The following is a 19,416-nucleotide window of genomic DNA, read 5'->3' as shown; positions in this document are numbered from 1 at the left end:
GCTCGGGTGGCCGGCGGAAGGCGTGCGGATTACCGGCGTGACGCCGCGACTCACAGCTTGGGAACGGGGCCAACTGATCGAGCGACGATGATCCATAGTGGGGCGATGAACGACCGGAACTGGGGCCGGCGTTACCACCTGTTGGGGCCGGTGACGGTCCACGACGACGGGGTGCCGGTGCCATTGGGCGGGCCCAAACCCCGCACCATCCTGGCCGCGCTCCTGCTGAACGCCAACCGGGTGGTTTCGGAGGAACAGATCGTCGCCCTCACCTGGGGGGAGACCTGGCCGGCGACGGTTCGCGGCCAGGTGCAGGCGTATGTGTCGGGCCTGCGCCGGCGGCTCGGCGCGGCGACCATTGTTCGTCGCCCACCCGGTTACCTGATCATGGTGCGGCCCGGCGAGCTCGACCTGCACGACTTCGACGAGGCGGTGGCCCACGCCCAGCGCGAGACCGGCAACCCGGCCGCGCGGGCCGACCTGCTGCGCCGGGCCCTGGCTCGGTGGCCTGGGCCGGAGATGGGCGGCACCACCGAGGCGATGCGCGCCGCCCGGGGCCCCGAGCTGCGGGAACGCCGCCTCGCCGCGGCCGAGGAGTGGTACGACGCCGAGCTTGCCGCTGGGCGGCACGCCGAGATGGTCGGCCCGCTGCGGCAGGCGGTGCAAGCCGACCCGTTCCGGGAACGGCTGCACGCCCAGCTGATGCTCGCCCTGCACGGTTGCGGCCGGACCGCGGAGGCGCTCGACGTCTACGCGGCTGTCCGGGCCCGCCTCGCCGACGAACTCGGTGTCGACCCGGGTGTGGTGCTGCGACGAGCGCAGCAGTTGCTGTTGCGCGGCGACGATGCGGCGGCCGGCGGGCTGCCGGTCACCGTGCCCCGGCAGCTCCCCGCCGAGCTGCCGGGCTTCGTCGGCCGTGCCGGACAGCTCGCCGACCTGGACGCGGCCGTGCGCGACAGGTCCGGAGCCCGGATCGCCGTGGTCACCGGCACCGCCGGGGTGGGCAAGACCGCGTTGGCGGTGCTATGGGCGCACCGGGCGCACACCCGGTTCCCCGATGGTCAGCTCTACGTGGACCTGCGGGGGTTCGATCCCGCCGGCCCGGCCATGACCGTGGCCGAGGCGGTTCGCGGCTTGCTCGACGCACTGCAGGTGCCGGCAGGGCGGATCCCGACCAGCCTGGACGCGCAGGTGGGCCTCTACCGCAGTCTGCTGGCCGACCGGCGGATACTGGTGGTGCTGGACAACGCCCGCGACTCCGACCAGGTGCGCCCACTGCTGCCCGGCGCGACGTCCTGTTTCACGATCGTCACCAGCAGGGCAGACCTCGCCGGGCTGGTGGCCGTGGAGGGGGCGGTGCCGGTGCCGCTCGACCTGTTCTCGCCGGCCGAGGCGTGCCAGATGCTGGCCCGGCGGCTCGGCGCGGACCGGGTGCGGCGGGAACCGCAGGCGGTGCGGGAGATCATCGACGCCTCCGCACGGTTGCCGCTGGCCCTGGCCGTCGTCGCGGCGCGGGCCGCCGGCCGTCCCTCGTTCTCGCTGTCGGCCCTCGCCGCCGAGCTGCGCGCGCACCATCGCCTCGACCGGTTCGACGGGGGCGGTCCGCGCAGCGACCTGCGCACGGTGCTCGCGGTGTCCTACCGGACGCTGGACGCCACCACGGCATGGGTGTTCCGGCTGCTCGGCCTGCACCCCGGGCCGAGCGTCTCGGTGGCTGCCGTGGCGAGCCTGACGGGCGTTGACGAAGAGGTGGCCCGCCGGGCGCTGGTCGCGCTCACCCGCGCCCACCTGCTGGACGAGCCGTCCCCGGGCCGGTACGGCATGCACGATCTGCTGCGCGGGTACGCTGCCGAACTGGTCCGCACCCTCGACCACGAGGGGCGGCGGCGGATGGCGACGCACCGCATGCTGGACCACTACCTGCACACCGCGCTGGCTGCGGATCGGCTGCTGAACCCCCGGCGGGACGCGATCGTGCTGGCGCCGCCCCAGGCCCGGGTGCGCCCCGAGGCGCCGGCCGATGCCCAGGCGGCGATGCGATGGTTCACCGTGGAGCACCCCGTGCTCGTGGCCCTCGCCCTGACGGCGCCGGCCGGCTTCGACGGCCACCGCTGGCAGCTGGCCTGGGCACTGGTGACCTACTTCGATCGACAGGGACACTGGGACGACTACGTCGCGGTGCATCACGCAGCGCTCGACGCGGCGGGACACGACGCGGGGCCGTTGCCCCGGGCGCACGCCCACCGCAACCTGGGCCGTGCCTACAGCCGGCTGCGCCGGCTGCGCGAGGCGGACAGCCACCTGCGCCAGGCGCTGGCGCTGTACGGTCGGTGCGGTGACGAGGCCGGGGCGGCGCAGGTGCACGGCAACCTGTCCTGGGTGGCGGAGCGTGACGGCCGTTTCCGTGACGCACTGCACCACGCGCGGGAGGCCATGCTGCGGTACGAGCGGCTCGGCGACCCGGTGATGACCGCCAATGCCCGTAACACCGTGGGCTGGCAGCACGCGCAGTTGGGAGAGCTGGACCAGGCGTTCGACGACTGCCGGGCGGCGTTGGCCCTGCTGCGAAAGGCAGGCGACCGGTTCGGTGAGGCGGTCACGTGGGACAGCCTCGGTTACATCCACCATCAGCGCGGCGAGCCGTGGGAGGCGGTGGCCGGTTACGGGCGGGCGCTGGAGCTGTTCCGGGAGGCCGGCGACCTCAACAATGAAGGGCAGACCCTGGCCAAGCTCGCCGCCGCGTACGACCTGGCGGGCGAGCCGGCCTCGGCGCGGCGGTCGCGGCAGGAGGCGCTGCACATCTTCGACGGGCTGGGGCACCCCGACGCGGAGAAACTGCGCGCCGAACTCGAGTGATGTGCCCTGCTCGGTTCAGGTCACGCCGTACGAAGTCTCCGTCTTGTGGTAGCGGATGGACCCGGCCCACGCCACGGCCGTAGCGGTTCATCCGGTTGTTGTTCTCGACCTCGTTCGCGCGACAATTCGTGTCGGCCACCGGGAGGTTGTCGGCGACGATCTGACGCGGGATGTGTTGCCTCGCGGCCCGGATGTTCGGGCTCACATCCGGATCAGCGGATCGACAGGGAAGACGGAGAGGTCAGGGGGCAGGCGACCATCGACCGGAACCGGCTGACCCGGTGGGTGTCAGCGTTAACAATCAAGGCTTCACTCGTACGACGTCATCCGGTGTCCGGGGGTTCTCCTCTGCGGAGCGGTATCGGCACGCGACGCGCTGCCCGGCAGATCGGGCAGCGTACGGAAGTTGGGGCCGCAAGGGCGGCTGAAGGCCGTCCGAGCCTCGTTTCGCGCCGGTGTCCAATGCGTTGCGCCACATCCTGCACCGAGTAAATTCCGGAAGTCAACGCCCGGTTCCTGCATCCGATCGCCGTAGGGCGCGTGGTGTTCGTCCCGGGATGGCTCCCTCGGAAGGGCGTCGAGCGCGTACCAGGTGTCGACTCCAGACGACGCGTAGGCCCTCCGTCGAGGCGAGTGCGGCGGCAAGGTGGAATGCGAGTCCTGCTCGTGGACGTCAGGTGGCTGCGGCGTTACTCCGGCCATGGGTGATTGGAAGCCGTATCCCAGCAACGCCGCCAGCGAGCAGCGCTGGTCGCCGGAGGACGCCTCGTCACCACCGGATGTGAGACAGAGCCGAAATCGACGCACTCCCTCGGGTGCGGCTGGAGTATTAGGCTGTCGGGTGGCGGCTTGGCGAGGGGACGGCGATGAGCGGAGACCTGCCGGGCATTGCCCCTTCGGCGGACGTGTTGGCCCTTCTGGATTCCGATCCTCATGGGTGTGCGATGGCCGCTGCGGTTCGTGATCAGGATGCGGTCATCGTCGACTTCCGGCTGGTCTATCTCAACGAGGCCGGTGGCCGCTTTCTGGGGCGCCCTCGGGAAGAGTTGATCGGACGCGGCTACCGAGAGTTGTGGCCGGACACCGTCACCGACGGCACCCTGCCGTTCTATCGGCGAGTGGTGCAGGAGCGGGTGCCAGCTGTTCGCACCGTGTACTACGACCGGGCGAGCGTGACGGGGCATTTCGAGTTCCGGGTGGTGCCGTTCGGGGACGGGTTCATCGCACGGTTCGTCGATCTCAGCAAGCTGACCATGGGGGCGCAGACGGAGGGCGGGACTCGGCTGTACGAAGCACTCGACGCGGCGTTCGACGGGTTCGCCCTGCTGCGGGCGGTTCGTGACGACGACGGAACGATTGCGGCTTTCACCCGTGAGTACGTCAATCAAATCGGCGCCAAGGTCGCCGGCCGCACCGTCGAAGAGCTTGTCGGGCACCGGGTCAGCGAAACCTCCGCCAGTAGCACCGAGCTGGGCCTACTCCCGTTCTTTCGCCAGGTCGCCGATGGGGGCGAACCGTGGCAGCAGCAGCTCACCTCACCCACCACCGGGCAGGTGTGGGAGCTGAAGGTCACCCGGGTCGATGTCGATGTCGTCGCCGTGTCCTACCGCGACGTCACCGAACAGGTCGGTCACCAATTGCAGCTCGAGAGCATCGCGGCGCAGGTCCGCGCGGCCGCGACCCGCACCGCGGCGCTGCAGACCGTCACCGCCGCACTGGTCGCGGCCAGTACGCCGGAGCAGGTGTATGACGCGTTGGGCGAGGTCGTACGGTCCTCGGCGGGCGGGAACAGCCTCGCGGTCCTGCTCACCGAGCAGGACCGGCTGGTGTTGCGCTACCACGCCGGATACGAAGACCACGTCGTCGCCGCGCTGCGCGCCTTGCCGTTGTCCCACCCCTACCCGGCCACCGGCGTCAGCACCACCGGCCAGCCACGCTACCTCGGCTCGCCCGAGGAGTTCGCCAGGGCACAATTTGACACACGCGCCGCCGTCCCTGGCGGGGGCAGGGCCGCGTGGGCGTTCCTACCACTGAGCACCGGCGGGCAGGTACTCGGCGCGCTGGTGATCGGCTACCCCCGTCCGCGGCAGTTCGACGAGGACGAGCGCGAGAACCTGATCGCGTTCAGTCGGCTCGCTGCCCAGGCGTTGCAGCGCGCATTCCTCTTTCAGGCTCAGTTGTCGATCGCGGCAGACCTGCAACGGGCCCTGCTGCCGACCGCGCTACCCACCCTGCGCGGCGCACGACACGCCGTGCGGTACCTGCCCTGGACCCAGGGCGCGGATATCGGCGGCGACTGGTACGACGTCATCCAGATCGATCCGGACACCGCAGCGGTCGTCATCGGTGACGTCGCCGGCCACAGCCCTCAGGCAGCGGCGATGATGGGCCAACTACGCAACGCCATCCGCGCCTACGCCGCTGACGGACACAGCCCCACGGGGGTGATGCGTCGGGTGAACGAGTTGCTGCTGCGGTTCGAGCCTCACGCCATGGCCACCTGCTGCTACCTCGAGCTGCACCTGACCGAAGGGACCGCGACCGCCGTGCTCGCCGGGCACCCACCTCCCGTGCTGCGCGTCGACGGGCACGCCCGCTGCCTACCACTGAGGACGGGACCACCTCTGGGCGTCCGCGGCGCCCACTACCACGACTCCACCTTCCTGCTGCCCAGCGGATGCAGCCTCGTGCTCTATACCGATGGCCTCGTCGAAGACCGCCGCTACCCCCTCGACCAGGGTCTGACGGACCTGCTCGCGGCGCTGGACTCGGCACCAACGGACAATCCCGAAGACTTGGTGGAACACCTCGTCAAGGCCGACATCGGACCGTATCCACGCCGCGACGACGTGGCCATCCTCGCACTCACCGTCACCGCAGCACCGCCGCCCGGGCCGCGCACCGCCCGACGACGCTTCCGCGGTGACGCCACCAGCACATCGGCTGCCCGGCACTTCGCCGACGACATCCTGGCCGCGTGGGACCAGCACCCGCTGCGCGAGGACGCGGGCCTCATCCTCGGCGAAGTCATCGCCAACGCGGTGCAACACACGGCCGGCGACGTGGAAGTCCGCATCACCATGGGCCAACGACTACGCATCGACGTGCATGACAGCAGCAACCGTCGACCCGTCAAACGATCCATCGACAGCTCCAGCGACACAGGCCGGGGCATGCACATCATCGAACGCCTCGCCCACGCGTGGGGATCCGCACCACTTCCCGGAACCGGCAAAACCGTCTGGTTCGAACTCTGCCCGCCCGAACAACGAGCTTGACACGCGCCATCCGCCGACCGGCTACCCGCCGTCCCCGCTGCCAGAGGTCTGACGACCGGGGAGATCAGCGTGCACGTCGCCGAGATCTACGGCGCGCCGGTCAGCAAGGAGACGATCTCGCGAATCACTGACAAGGTGGTCGAGGAGATGACCGACTGGTCTCACCGGCCTCTGGATGAGATCTACGCAGCGCGTCGCCCGACCCGCTCGGCGGCGGCCTGGGCGGGCCGGGAAAGCCCTGCCCACCGGGCCGCCGCCGAGCGGCGCGTTCACGTCCGCGCAGGGATCAGATGAACCGCCAGAGGTGGTCGTCGCTGCCGTTGTCGTCCCAGACGGTGACCTGTGCGCCGGCCGAGGTCGACCCGTTGGTGACGCCGAGGACCCGGCCGCCGTTGGCGCACTGGATGCGGAAGTAACCGTTGCGGCCGTACCGCAGCCGCCATCGGTGGTCGTTGGTGCCGTTGTCCGCCCACTGCAGGACCCGGGCGCCGTTGACGGTCGACATGTTCTCGACGCCGAGCACCTTGCCACTGTGGGAGTTGCGTAGGCGCAGGTAGCCGTCGGTGTCCACGATCGCGGTCCAGAGGTGGTCGGCGGTGCCGTTGTCGTTCCACTGGATGACCAGCCCGCCGTCGGCGGTGGACATGTTCTGCACACCGAGCACCAGCCCGCTGTTGAGGTTCTGGAGCCGGCGGGCGCCGTTCGGGATGAACCGCCACTGGTTGTCCCGGCTGCCGTTGTCCTGGTCCTGCACCGCCTGGGCCCCCTGTGCCGTCGACCCGTCCAGGATCGCCAACAGCTTGCCGGTGTGCACGTTGCGCAGCTTGTGTGAACCGTCGCCCGCGTCGACGAGGGTCCAGAGGTGGTCGGCGGTGCCGTTGTCGGCCCACTGGAGAATACGGGCGTTGTCGGCGGTGGACATGTTGTCCACCCCGAGCACCTTGCCGCTGTTGACGTTGCGCAGCCGTACCGCCGTCCCGTCGACCACGATCTGCCAGTCGTGGTCGGCGGTGCCGGTGTCGCCCCACTGGAGCGCAAGCCCGCCGTCGGCGGTGGACATGTCCCTGATGCCGAGCACCAGGTTGCTGGCCGCGTTGGCCAGGCGGAAGCTGGCGGTGCCCCCGCCGGTGGCCCAGTAGACGGTGTAGTTGTGCCCGTGGGCGTCGTGGAAGGGCCCGAGGTTGACCGGGGAGCCGTTGGCGACGGCGGTGAACGCGAGCGCGCTGGTGCTGGTCCGGGTGATCGAGGTGGGGTCGAGGGAGGGCAGCGCGCTCAGGGCCGTGTTGCCGTAGTTGCCGGACAACACCACCGGGCCGTACGTGATCGCCTGCACGGCCGGGTTGTCGTTGGCGGCGGCCAGGACGACGCGCATCGGCAGGCGGACCGTGACCACGTCCCCGGAGGTCCAGGAGCGGGTCAGGCTGGCGTAGCTGCCCGGCGTCGTGGCGATGTTCTGCGGCGTGCCGTTGACGCTGATGCCCGCCCCGCTCGTCCACGCCGGGATTCGGATCCGCATTGTCCATGACCCGCCGACCGAGCCCGTGACGGTGATGGTCGTGGTGTCGTTGGCCGGGTACGAGGTGGTCTGGGCGACCGTGATTCCGCGCTGCGACCAGTTGAGCACCGACGGCATGAACAGGTTGACCGTCAGGGTCGTGCCGTTGTGGAAGTAGATGGAGTCCATCAGCTTGGTGTTGGTCTCCAGCCCGGTGCCCTGGCAACACCAGAAGGAGTCGTAGTCGGTGCTCCAGGTGCCACCGCCCCACGCCGGACCGACGCCACGCCGGCCACCGGGGTTTAGCGGTGTGAAGTAGGTGACGTGACCGTGGTTGTCGGCGGGGTTCTGCTGACCGATCATGTGGTTGAGCAGCGCCCGCTCGTAGTAGTCGAAGTAGGCCGCGCGGTTCGGGTCCAGCAGCCACAGTTCACGCGTCAGCTTCAGCATGTTGTACGTGTTGCACGCCTCGCAGGCGTCCGTGCGCAGGTACGTGGCGATGGCGTCGGGGGCTCGGAAGTGCTCGGCCTGGCTGTTGCCGCCGATGACGTAGGTGTGCGCGTCGACGGTGATGTTCCACGCGTTGCTGGCGATGTCCCGGTAGCGGGTGGTGCCGGTGGCCTTGAACTGACGGGCGGCACCCACCCACTTGGGAACCTGGGTGTTGGCGTGCAGCCCGGCTAGCTGGTCCTGGTTGGCGGCCAGCGGGTCGAAGACGGCGGCGTGGTCGAACCGCTGGGCGGCGGTCAGCCAGCGGGCGTCGCCGGTCTGCTGGTACAGGTCGGTCAGGACGAGGTTCATGCCGCCGAACTCGGTGGCCAGCATGGCCTGCATCTGGCTCGTGGTCAACCGGCTGGTGCGCCAGTCGACCCAGCCGGCGAGCGCCAGAAGGACGTCGCGGGCCTGGGTGTTGCCGATGTGACGCCACACGTCGAGCAGGCCGGCGAGGGTTTTGTCGATGCAGTAGTACGGCACGTTGCCGTTGGTCAACGTCCGCGCTTCGAGGCTGGTGAAGTCGGACTCGGGGAACCCGGAGAGGTATCCGGTGTTGAAGCCGGCGGCAACGTTGTTCGCCTGGCACTTGGCGAGTTCGGCCACCATCAGGTTGGCCTTGTCCCGGCAGGTCGTGTCGCCGAGCACCGCCCACGCGTGCGCCCAGGCGGTCAGGAAGTGCCCCTGAACGTGGCTGCGGAAGGGGAACGTGGGACCGTCCCAGCCGCCGGGTGCCGCGGCACCGCCGGTGGAGAGGCGATGGTTGGCGCGGAAGTTGTAGAGCAGCCGGTTGACGTCGACGAAGCGCAGGTAGTTCAGGGTGCGGGTCTGGTTGTCCAGCCACCGGCTGGCGGTCAGCCGGACCTGCCCGAGGTCGAACGGAAATGCCGAGACGCCGATGTCCGGCCGGGCTGGGGCAAGGGCGGCGGCCGCGGGCGCGGCACCGACTGTGGCGGCGCCGGTAGCGGACATCACCGCCGTCGCGCCGACGGCCTGGATCAGACGGCGCCGGCTGATTGGCGAGGACATGGGGCCTCCGTGGTCTGCGGGGTGGTCGTCGGTTGTGCGGGCGGCCGGCGCTCGCGTTCCGGGGGAGGGGCGCCGGCATCGCTGTGGGTCGCGTGGAGTTCAACCGGGGGTGACGGCTGCAGCAAGTGTCCGCAACCCGGGATGTGAGCGTCAACAGGGGCGGGCCACTGTGGTGGCTGAAGGGCGGTGGAATGCGGGCTGGGGGAGGGAAATGTGCCTGCTCGCCACCCGAGGCTGCCGTCAAGACCCTGGGTGACGGACAGGTGAAGGCGGTGTTACCGCAGAATGTTAGCGATAACACCTATGCTGTCAATCCCTTCGGCGAGCCGCTGTTGCAGGTGGTAGGCGACTGCTTCACCCAGAAGGTTTGCGTGTCGGCCAGCCGTGTCACGGCGGGTGGCCGTCGTCCCCGGATGATTTCGACGGCGGTGAGCGGAAGCTGTCGACCCTCCGGGTCCAGTCCCGGTGCACCTTGATCTGGTCGGGTCGCTCGCTCGGTTGCGGGGCGGAAGAAGCTGTCGCTCGGACAGTGGGCTCCACTGCTGAAGCAGTGGCGGCCGTGTGGGTCTGTGTTCACACTGGCGTATCTGGCACTGCGCGAGGACCGGCGCACCGACACCGTCCGGTGGCACGTACAGGGGTCGGGATGGTAGCCGGCCGCGTCAATCGACTGTGTCGTCAGGCTGGGTCTCACTTCGTCGAGCAAGGCATCAAAAAGGGCTTTCCGTACTTGTGGTGGCTGGTGGTGATGATCTCCGCAACCTGTCACGGTCGCGAGGTCCCGGGTGTTGACTTGCCCCACGCTGATCGCTGAGGATGTGCCGCAACTCGTTGGACACGAACGTGTAACCGGCCGCACGGGCAGCCGGTCATCGCTCGTCTGGGCCGGGTGCGGCAGCGCTGCGCGGTCCCGTCGAGCCGCATGTCGGGGTGCCGGGCGACCGGTGCCGCGGGGGAGCTGCACACCCAACTCGGGTGCCGCATTGATTGTTGACGTGCCGGCCGATATTTGGCCGTCGATGTTAGCGCTCACATAGGCAGACGTCTATGTCCATGCCGGTGGGTCGGCTCACCAACCACTGCCAGGCTCGCTTGATGTCTGCGGTCCCACATGAGGAAAGGAAGGATGCTATGTCGGTTGGGTTTGCGCGCACCGTGAGGTGGCGTCGTCGGTGGCGGTCGGGGTTGGCCGCTGCGGCAGTCGTGGCGGTCGTGGGCGGGCTGCTCACGGTGGCCACGCCGGCGTCGGCCGCCACGGTGGAGACCACCGCCTGGTACGTGCTGGTGAACCGCAACAGTGGCAAGGCGCTCGACGTCAACGGCGCGTCCACCGCCGACGGCGCCCGGCTCATCCAGTGGAACCGCACCAACGCCAACAACCAGCAGTTCCAGTTCGTGGACTCCGGCGGCGGCTACTACCGGCTCAAGGCCCGTCACTCCGGCAAGGTCGCCGCCGTGTCCGGCTCCTCCACCGCCAACGTCGCGGCGATCGTGCAGTGGACCGACACCAACGGCACCAACCAGCAGTTCCGGCTGGTCGACTCCGACAGCGGCTACGTCCGACTGATCAACCGCAACAGCGGCAAGGCCGTCGAGGTGGGGGGCCTGTCGACCGCCGACGGCGCCAACATCCAGCAGTACGACGACTGGAACGGCGCCAACCAGCAGTGGCAACTCGTTCGCGTCGACGGCGGCGCCTGCGCCCTACCCTCCACGTACCGCTGGACGTCGACGGGCCCGCTGGCGGAACCGGCGTCGGGGTGGGTCTCGCTCAAGGACTTCACCGCCGTCGTCCACAACGGCAAGAAGCTGGTTTACGGGACGACGCACGACACCCGGGTCAACGGGGCCTGGGAGTCGACGATGTTCAGCCCCTTCACGAACTGGTCCGACATGGCGTCGGCCACCCAGACCAAATTGCCTTTCAACGCCGTCGCGCCCACTCTTCTGTACCACGCCCCGAAGAACATCTGGGTGCTCGCGTACCAGTGGGGTTGGCCATACACCTTCTCCTACCGCACCTCGACCGACCCCACCAACCCCAACGGCTGGGGAGCGCATCAGGAGCTGTTCACGGGCACCCTCCCCACCGGGGCCCCCATCGACCAGACCCTCATCGCCGACGACAAGAACATGTACATGTTCTTCGCCGACGACCTCGGCAACATCTACCGGTCCAGCATGCCCCTCGGGAACTTCCCGGGCAGTTTCGGCTCGAGCTACACGAAGATCATGAGCGACACGCCGGAGAGGCTGTTCGAAGCGGTCGAGGTCTACAAGGTCCAGGGCCAGAACCAGTACCTCATGATCGTCGAGGCGCAGAGCTCGCAGGGTCGTTACTTCCGCTCGTTCACGGCCACCAGCCTCGACGGTACGTGGACACCGCAGGCCGACACCCTGACCAACCCCTTCGCCGGCAAGGCCAACAGTGGCGCCACCTGGACCAACGACATCAGCCACGGCGATCTGGTGCGCACCAACCCCGACCAGACCAAGACCATCGACCCGTGCAACCTGCAGTTCCTCTACCAGGGACGCGACCCCCGCTCCGACGGCATGGACTACGGCCTCCTGCCGTACCGGCCGGGCGTGCTGACCCTGCAGCGCTAGCTAGTCGCGTGACGCAGGTCCGGCTCGAGTGTTCCTGAGCTCGCGGGCAACGACGGACGCCGGACCGGGCAAGCGTTGTCACGGCTCGCGATCAGGATCGGGTGGAACTCGAGGGCGGGCTCGGTGCATTGCCGAGCCCGCCCAGCACGCAGAGCCCGGATCACCCCGGTTGGCGCGCCGCGCCGTCGAGCTACGGCCGTTGGTCGTCGAAAACGGCGAGGTGGCGGGCGAAGGCGGCGCCCTTGTCGGTGCGGGACGTGGCCCACTGGATGAGCCGGGTAAGGAAGAAGGAACCGGGCCGGCCGCGGTGAGCCGGCCGGCACCGCCCTCGTACCCGCCGCCGCCCGTCACTGGTGCGGCCGCACCGACCAACGCCGCCCTGCAGCAGGTTCGATCCGCCGCGGGCGCACCCGCCCGCTGACGCGGCCGTCGCGCCGGTGGCCGCATCAGTGGGAAGAACGGTGACGACCAGCCGACCGGACGTCGCTCGGTGGCGGTGGTCAGTCGCGGGACGTGTCGAGCAGGGCATCGGCCGGGTCGTGGCTGGCTGGCCCGGCCGGCCACCATTCCCCGGAGCGACGCCGGAACGGATACCAGCGCCCGTCCCGGCCGTACCGTAGCTGCACGTCCCGCCCGACGGTCCACCGGTTGCGCCAGTTCTTCACGTCGGGTGCCGGGCCGTCGCCCTCCCAAGCCTCGCGCAACGCGTCCGTGGCGCGGGCCGCGACCTCCCGGGGTGGGCTGAACACCGCGTCCATGGCGTCCACGCCGTCTGCCCCGGCGTATTCCCATGCCTTGAGTGCCCTGGGCAGTTCGTCAGCCCGACCGCTGGCCTCACCGAGTCGCTTCGCGACCCGGGAACGCGGCATCCGGGAGGCCAGCCGCACCGCGTCCTGCCAGGCGTCGTGCTCGGGGGCGGGCACCTCCGAACGGTTCGCGGCGAGCATGTGCCGGGCACGAGAAGCGGTGTCGGCGACGAGCACCCCCAGCGCCTCCGCGTGGATGCCGGGCGCCGGGTGGTCTTCGAGGAGCGGAGCGAGCGCCATCGGCTCGCCGTGCACCGGTCGGCTCGGCGCCGGCAGCGGAACCCGGGGGGCCGCGTACGCCTCCTCCGCGCGCGTGCCGAGGAGGCCGTCGTCGTCCGTCGCGGCAATCGAGCGGCGGGCGTTACGTTCGCGCAGTTCCTCGATCAGCTCCCGCTCGGCGCGTCCGCGCATCAGCAGCAGCACGAACGGGTCCCGGTCCAGCAGCCACGCTGCCTGGTACGACAACGCCGCGGCGTGCCGGCACGGGTGGTCCCAGGAGGGGCAGTCGCATGCCGGCTCGAAATCACCGAAACCGGGCAGCAACCGGACCCGGGCGTCGTCGGCGGTGTCGACCAGGTCGTACGGCATCTCCCGGTCGAGTAGCGCAGCGATGTGTCCCGCCTTCGCGGCGACCTTGTCCAGCAGCCGGTCCCACTGAACCTCGGAGAGGGTTCCGATGCGCACCACCGTCTCGTGTGGCGCGTACTGGTCACCGTCGTGCACCGGAGCGGAGATCCGGCCCGGGCTCACCGTGATCGACCCCACCTGACCCGCGCACGCGTACCGGCGGCCCCTCTTGAGCTGCTCCGGGCCGAGCGCGGTGCGCTCCATCGCATCGATCCAGGCGTTGCCCCACCACGTGTCGGCGAACTTCTTGCCGATCCGCTTGCCCGGTCCGAACGTCGGAAAGCTACGAGCCCGCCTGTCGTCCTCGGACGGCTCCGCGTCGTCGGCGCCGTCCAGCTCGTCGTCCAATTCGACGTCGAAATCCACGTCCTGGCTCCTCATCCCTCGTCGCGGAGCTGCACGAGCCGGAGCAGTTCGGACTCGGACAGTTCGGTCAGGGCGCTCTCCCCGCCGGTGAGCACCGCGTCGGCCAATTCCCGCTTGGCCTCCAGCAGCTCGGCGATGCGATCCTCCAGCGTGCCCTGGGCGATCAGCCGGTGAACCTGCACCGGCTTGGTCTGCCCGATCCGGTAGGCGCGGTCGGTGGCCTGTTCCTCGACGGCCGGATTCCACCAGCGGTCGTAGTGGATGACATGGTCCGCACGGGTCAGGTTCAGGCCGGTACCGGCCGCCTTGAGCGAGAGCAGGAACACCGGTACCTCGCCGGCCTGGAACCGCTGGACCATCTCCTCCCGCTGGGGCACCGGTGTGCCACCGTGCAGGATCTGCGCCGCCACCCCCCGCTCGGCCATGTGCCGCTCCAGTAGCCGGGCCATCTGCACGTACTGGGTGAAGACCAGCGCGCCACCGTCCTCGGCGAGGATCGTCTCCAGCAGATCGTCGAGGAGCTGGAGCTTCTCCGACCGGCCGCTGAGCTTGCCGTGCGGCTCCTTGAGGTAGTGCGCCGGGTGGTTGCACACCTGCTTCAGACCGACCAGCAGCTTGAGCACCAGGCCACGGCGGGCGATCTGGGTGGTGCTGGCCCTGATCTCCGCCATCACCTCACCCACCACCTTTTGGTACAGGATGGTCTGCTCCCCGGTGAGCGGGACCAGATGGTCGGTGACGGTCTTGGGCGGCAGCTCGGGTGCGATGCCGGGGTCGGACTTACGCCGCCGCATGAGGAACGGCCGCGCCAACCGGGACAGTCGCTGTACCGCCGCGCCATCGCGGTCCACCTCGATCGGCCGCGCCCACCGCGCCCGGAACGTGCCGACCTTGTCGAGCAGGCCGGGCGTGGTCCAGTCGAGGATGGCCCACAGCTCGGAGAGGTTGTTCTCCACCGGCGTGCCGGTGAGCGCGATCCGCGATCGGGCAGGGATCTCCCGCAGCGCCTTCGCGGTGCTGCTGAGCCGGTTCTTCACGTACTGCGCCTCGTCGGCGACCACCAGGCCCCAGTCCTGGCGGGCGAGGAAACCGGCGTCGACGCGCATGGTTCCGTAGCTGGTGAGCACGAATCCCTCGGTCAGCCCGTCCAGAGATCGGGCGCTGCCATGGAAGCGGCGGACCGGGACGCCGGGGGCGAACCGCTGGATCTCCCGCTCCCAGTTGCCGAGCACCGAGGCGGGACAGATCACGAGCGCCGGACCAGCGGTCGGCGGGTTCTCCTGGCGTCGTAGGTACAGCGAGATGACAGTGACGGTCTTACCCAGGCCCATGTCGTCGGCGAGGCAGCCACCGAAGCCGAACATGGTCATCCGTTCCAGCCACCGCAGACCACGCAGCTGGTAGTCACGCAGGGTGCCCTGGAGACCGGACGGTGGGGCCAGGGGCTCGGGGCCGCCCTCCGGATCGGCGATCCACTCGTGCAGCGTGCCCAACCAACCGTCAGCCACCACCTCGACCTGATCACCGTCGATCTCGGCGCTGCCGATCAACGTCGAGGCCAGCGCGTCGTACGCCGTCAGGGGCCGTAACTGCCGCTCTCGGGCCTTGCGGGCCAGCTCCGGCTCGACGGCTACCCACTGGTCCCGTAACCGGAGGATCGGCCGAGACCTGGCCACCAGATCCATCTCCCCATCGGTCAGCGGCACGCCGGCCAGGGTGAGCTGCCAACTCAGTGGCATCGGCACGGCAGAACGGAAGAACTCCGCCATGTGGGCCGGCCGCTCCGGCGGGGAACTGACCAGCGCCCGGGCGTTGAGCTCGCGGAAGAGCTGGGGTGGCCACTCGATGTCGATGCCGGCACCGGCCAGCTGTTCCTCGGCACCCCCGAGGAGGTCGACCAGATCCTCGTCGAGCAGCTCCAACTCGACCGGCGCGGCCTCGTCGAGGAGCCGTTGCAACGGCTGCCACACCGCAGCGGCCCGGCGGACGGCGAGCATCGCCTCGAAGGTCGCCCGGCGGCCGAGACCGTGGTCGGCGCCCTCCCACAGCGCCGCCGCGTCACTGACCAGCGTCGGGTCGGAGAGGCTGCGCAGCCGGACGACGGCGACGACCGGGGTGGTGTCGAAATCCCCGCGGCCCTCCAGCCGCAGCGCCACCCGCAGGCCGGTGTCCACCCCGGCGGAGACTTCCCGCGCCCAGCCACGCAGGTCCTCCACTGGCTGGGGTTCAAGGGCGGTGAAACGCACGTCCCCGGTCAGCCAGGGAGCCGCCGGGGTGCGCGGCAGCGTGTCGGCCACCGCGTCGAGGAAGGCCCGGACCAGCGCCTGCGCATCGGGCAGGACGAGCTGAGCGGCGGCGATGTCGATTGGCGCCGCACGGGCTTCGGGTGGCATCGCCGCAGCGAGGGCCCGGATGAGCTCCATGTCGGCGATGTCGAAGGGGCCCGCCCGCCAGGCGTCATACCCCTTCGGGGAGACGCCCGGCAGCAGGCGCCCGCGAGCGACCAGGTGTAGGCCGGTCACCGCAACGGTGGACCAGAAGGCGGCGGCGGGGGTGACGTCCGCCAGGTCGCGCAGCGCGACGAGGTGCCGGACGGCGTCGCCGATCGGCACTGCGCAGACCGGCACCGTCCAGGCCGCCACCGGGCCGTCGATGGGGAGCGCGAGATCCAGCTCGCGGCACTCACCCAGTTCGTCGAACTCAGCCGGGAGGGCGCCGCCGGCGGCGTTGTAGACATTGACCGTGCCGGTCCGGGGCGGATCGCCCGGTTCGAAGATCACCGCGAACCGCCCGAGTTGCACCGTACCTCCAGGAATCGGGCAGGCATCACGTCGCCTACCGCAGTCGACACGCTAACGTACACCGTACCGTAGTGACAGGAATGATCTCCCGGACGAACTGACCGCGATCGGCCATGCTGGCCTGCGCTGGCGTCGGTCAACCGACGATGACACCGACTGGAGAGCACACGCCGCGCACGTCAGCTCAAGATCAGATGCTCGTTCGTGCGCACGCGCCGAGGAGGCGTGCGACGTCGCATCGGCGAAGCATGACCGGAGACCGGTCCTGCCGTTGTGGGCCGTCGGTCGATTCAGCGGTGCAGGTAGGCGCGGATGGTGGTGCCGGCCGAGCTGGTATAGACCCGGACGAGATCGCACAGCTGATTGACTAGCAGCAGGCCCCGGCCGCCGCCGAGCGCGTCGGCCGGCACGGGGATGCGTCCCGCGAGGGGATCGCTGAGGTAGCCGTTGTCCGCGAGCTGACAGACCAGCTGGTCGTCGTCGGTCCAGAGCGCGAGTTTCCCGGTTCCGCCGCCGTGCCGGAGGGTGTTGGTCGTCAGCTCGTTCACGGCCAGGACCAGGTCGGCGATCCGCTGCGGTGGCAGCCCGGCCCGCTCGGCGTGCTCGGCGGCCATGCGCCGCACGACCGGTAGGGCGAACACGTCGATCGTGAGGGTGGTGGCATGCGGTGGCGGGTCGGGTAGCGGCAGGTTGAAGGCCGCGGCGACCACGGACGGCTCGTCGTAGTGGACGCTGTCGAAGCCACCGTCGGCGTCGACCATGACCGGGTGGGTCTTGTACGCGTCCTCGATCCACACCGGGTCGAGCAGGCGGGTGTTGTAGGGACACAGGATCGTGGCCGGCCGGCCGGCGAACGCGGCGTTGATGAGCGCCTCGTGCTGGGCGCATGCCGGATATTCGGTGGCGCTGCGCCCTGCCCAGATCGGCTCACCGATCAACCGCACCCGCCGCCCCGGGTTGGCGTTGGCGAAGGCCAGCAGAACGGTGGGGATGATCCGGCCCGGATTGCGGCCGGCCACCATCATGTCGCGCAGCAGGACCCGCTCGGCGTCCGCGCCGAGAGCATCCCGGATCAGTGCAAGGTTGGCGGCGGGCACGGCCACCGCGACCGGTTCCCCGACGGCCAGGCCCTCGCGGATGAATGGCACGGTACCGGCCAGGTATTCGTCGTCGTCACGGTACAGCAGCGCTGGATGGGTGAACGGGTCCGCGGTCGTCGTACTCATGCGATCAGCTCCGTCCCGGCGGCGCGGCTGAAGCGTACCGCCGGCAGCCCGGTGGCCCCCAGGCAGTCCAGGATCCTTGCCACCGGGCCGTGGCATCCGAACAGGTGCACGCCGGCAGGCGTGCGCAGCGCGAGCCGCGTCAGCAGCGCGGCGGTAGCCGCGTCGGCGAACCGAAGGCCCGCCAGATCGATGTGGATGGGCGCGGGTGGGTCGGGTTGCTGGTCCACCAGCGCCTCGACGGCAGCGGCCACCGCCTGGCCGCTGCTGAAGTCCGCCTCACCGATCAGCCGCAGCCCGTACGGATCGCTGGTACGGCGGATACGCAGCAGCGGCGCCCAGCCCGTCCCCACCGCCGTCGCGCGCGTCGCGGGATGCGCGCACGAAATCCGCTGCAGCAGGTCACCGTCGAAAGCACGCCGATCGTAAACGCAGACACCCAGCGCCCGCCCATCCATGTACAGGTGGTTGACCTGCGCCTCGTAGCCGGCCAACTGGTCGACACCGGGCGGAGCGCTCAGCGCCCAAGCCATGTCACCGACCAGGCGCAACCCCGGATAGCCGTCAAGCGTCGCCCGCTCGACGTGATCCCGCAGCGATTCCATGAGACGGGCCGGCTCAAAGCGGCCCGCCGGCAGGTACGCCTCCCGAGCCGACACCACCTGTACCTGCCCGGCCCGACCCTCGCGGCCGGGCAGGATGTCTCGGGCCTCCAGACCGGCCAGCACCTGCGCCGGCGGCACCAACTCGGTGAACACGATAACCCGGTCGCCGGCGGCAAGGCCGGCCGCGACGGTTTGCGCGATCACCTCGAGGCCGTCATCGACACCGTCGACGAGGACACAGACGTGATCACCGAGTTGGAGCCGCTCCACCGTCCACACCCTCGCCTCGATCACCTCGCGTGTCGTCGGTCCCATTGTGCACGCTAACGACGCCAACAGCGTCACTGTGTTCACACCATCCCGCCGCAGGCTGCTGATACGCCCCTTCGGGCGTGTCCGGTTTGCTGGAACCTATCGACCTGCGGGCGTCGGCACGATCGGGTCCGCAGTCGACTTCCGGGCGCTGTTCGGAGTCCGCACCGGCGCTTGCGGACCAACGTTCGGGAAATCGCGTCAGGCCAGGGTCAAGCGATAACGACCGATGGGGTCGGGTCGTTCGTTGCATTGTCGCCCTGAAAGGATGCCGATGACGCGCCGGGTATCGGAACGACTCTCGGGACGCGCCCGCGAACCCCCTTCCCGCCCCTAGATCAACCTCTTGATCGGGGCTATCCGGAGCATCTCAGGCTGTGGCGGCGTGGTTGGCCGATCGAAGCGAGGAGGGATGGTTGGCGCACATCCCCTTATGCGGCGGATTCGGCGGGGCGGTTGTAGGTGAGGAAGGCGGCACCGCTGTCCAGCACGGTGTGGTCGGTGAGTTGCCAGGCGCGGGGGTCGAAGGTGGCGGTGCGGGAGAACAGCGGGATGCCGGTGCCGACGGTCAGTGCGCCCACTTTGAGGATCAGTCGGTCGATCTGGTGGTAGAGCGCGCCGGCCAGTTCGGCGCCGCCGATCAGCCAGATGTCCTTGCCGTCCCGGCGTTTGAGGTCACGTACCGTCTGGGTCGGGTCGGTGGCGACCAGCTCGACGGTCGGGTCGGGGCTCTCGGTGAGGGTCCGAGAGAAGACCAGGTGGCGAAGGTGAGGGAAGGCGTTGGTGACCCCGGCCTTGAGTCCGATCTCGTAGCTGCGGCGCCCTTCCAGCACGGTGTCGAAGTGGGTGCCTTCGGCGGTGACGGACAGGGCGGTGCGGGCCGGGGCGGGCAGGGTCTCCGGGTAGTGGGTCGCGA

The 19,416-nt window shown here is 69.8% G+C and carries 9 protein-coding genes and 1 pseudogene; 4 read left to right on the top strand and 6 right to left on the bottom strand.

Annotated elements, in window-relative coordinates:
• The first annotated feature begins 105 nt into the window (after window positions 1–105).
• The 3 genes and pseudogenes from E1166_RS09620 to E1166_RS09610 all read left to right on the top strand — a co-directional run.
• On the top strand, window positions 106–2,856 hold the full coding sequence (locus E1166_RS09620; protein WP_132337680.1) for a BTAD domain-containing putative transcriptional regulator: 2,751 nt from the start codon (window positions 106–108) through the stop codon (window positions 2,854–2,856).
• Between the two features lie 866 nt (window positions 2,857–3,722).
• Window positions 3,723–6,134, top strand: a complete 2,412-nt coding sequence (locus tag E1166_RS09615; protein ID WP_132337678.1) for a SpoIIE family protein phosphatase — start codon at window positions 3,723–3,725, stop codon at window positions 6,132–6,134.
• Window positions 6,135–6,173: 39 nt separating this feature from the next.
• Window positions 6,174–6,326: pseudogene (locus E1166_RS09610) on the top strand (transposase); the annotation flags it as partial.
• 94 nt (window positions 6,327–6,420) lie between these two features.
• On the opposite strand, the gene E1166_RS09605 reads toward E1166_RS09610, so the two are convergent.
• Entirely contained in the window at window positions 6,421–9,150 is a 2,730-nt protein-coding gene (locus E1166_RS09605; RefSeq protein ID WP_132337676.1) for a beta-L-arabinofuranosidase domain-containing protein, read from the bottom strand.
• Window positions 9,151–10,281: 1,131 nt separating this feature from the next.
• On the opposite strand from E1166_RS09605, the gene E1166_RS09600 reads away from it, so the two are divergent.
• Window positions 10,282–11,760 carry a non-reducing end alpha-L-arabinofuranosidase family hydrolase gene (locus E1166_RS09600; protein ID WP_132337674.1) on the top strand — a complete coding sequence of 493 codons (1,479 nt, stop codon included), beginning with the start codon at window positions 10,282–10,284 and terminating at the stop codon, window positions 11,758–11,760.
• Window positions 11,761–12,260: 500 nt separating this feature from the next.
• On the opposite strand, the gene E1166_RS09595 is transcribed toward E1166_RS09600, so the two are convergent.
• The 5 genes from E1166_RS09595 to E1166_RS09575 form a co-directional block, all read right to left on the bottom strand.
• Window positions 12,261–13,559, bottom strand: a complete 1,299-nt coding sequence (locus E1166_RS09595) for an SWIM zinc finger family protein (protein WP_243710264.1) — start codon at window positions 13,557–13,559, stop codon at window positions 12,261–12,263.
• 11 nt (window positions 13,560–13,570) lie between these two features.
• Window positions 13,571–16,360 carry a DEAD/DEAH box helicase gene (locus E1166_RS09590; RefSeq protein ID WP_132337670.1) on the bottom strand — a complete coding sequence of 930 codons (2,790 nt, stop codon included), beginning with the start codon at window positions 16,358–16,360 and terminating at the stop codon, window positions 13,571–13,573.
• 290 nt (window positions 16,361–16,650) lie between these two features.
• On the bottom strand, window positions 16,651–17,586 hold the full coding sequence (locus E1166_RS09585) for a sensor histidine kinase (protein ID WP_132337668.1): 936 nt from the start codon (window positions 17,584–17,586) through the stop codon (window positions 16,651–16,653).
• Entirely contained in the window at window positions 17,583–18,458 is an 876-nt protein-coding gene (locus E1166_RS09580; protein ID WP_165944298.1) for an MEDS domain-containing protein, read from the bottom strand. The genes E1166_RS09585 and E1166_RS09580 overlap by 4 nt, the downstream gene beginning before the upstream one ends.
• 473 nt (window positions 18,459–18,931) lie before the next feature.
• Window positions 18,932–19,416: dihydrofolate reductase family protein (locus tag E1166_RS09575; protein ID WP_132337664.1), on the bottom strand; the 485-nt coding region annotated here is incomplete at its 5' end.

This window comes from Micromonospora sp. KC213 (assembly GCF_004348325.1).
Classification (GTDB): domain Bacteria; phylum Actinomycetota; class Actinomycetes; order Mycobacteriales; family Micromonosporaceae; genus Micromonospora.
Note: the sequence above shows the minus strand (reverse complement) of the source record. Positions and strands in the feature narration are given on the sequence as shown.

What these genes read in the sequence shown, in the direction of transcription:
- E1166_RS09620 (WP_132337680.1), top strand. Translation starts at nt 106, where the DNA reads ATGAACGACCGGAACTGGGGCCGGCGTTACCACCTGTTGGGGCCGGTG.
- E1166_RS09615 (WP_132337678.1), top strand. Translation starts at nt 3,723, where the DNA reads ATGAGCGGAGACCTGCCGGGCATTGCCCCTTCGGCGGACGTGTTGGCC.
- E1166_RS09605 (WP_132337676.1), bottom strand. Translation starts at nt 9,150, where the DNA reads ATGTCCTCGCCAATCAGCCGGCGCCGTCTGATCCAGGCCGTCGGCGCG.
- E1166_RS09600 (WP_132337674.1), top strand. Translation starts at nt 10,282, where the DNA reads ATGTCGGTTGGGTTTGCGCGCACCGTGAGGTGGCGTCGTCGGTGGCGG.
- E1166_RS09585 (WP_132337668.1), bottom strand. Translation starts at nt 17,586, where the DNA reads ATGAGTACGACGACCGCGGACCCGTTCACCCATCCAGCGCTGCTGTAC.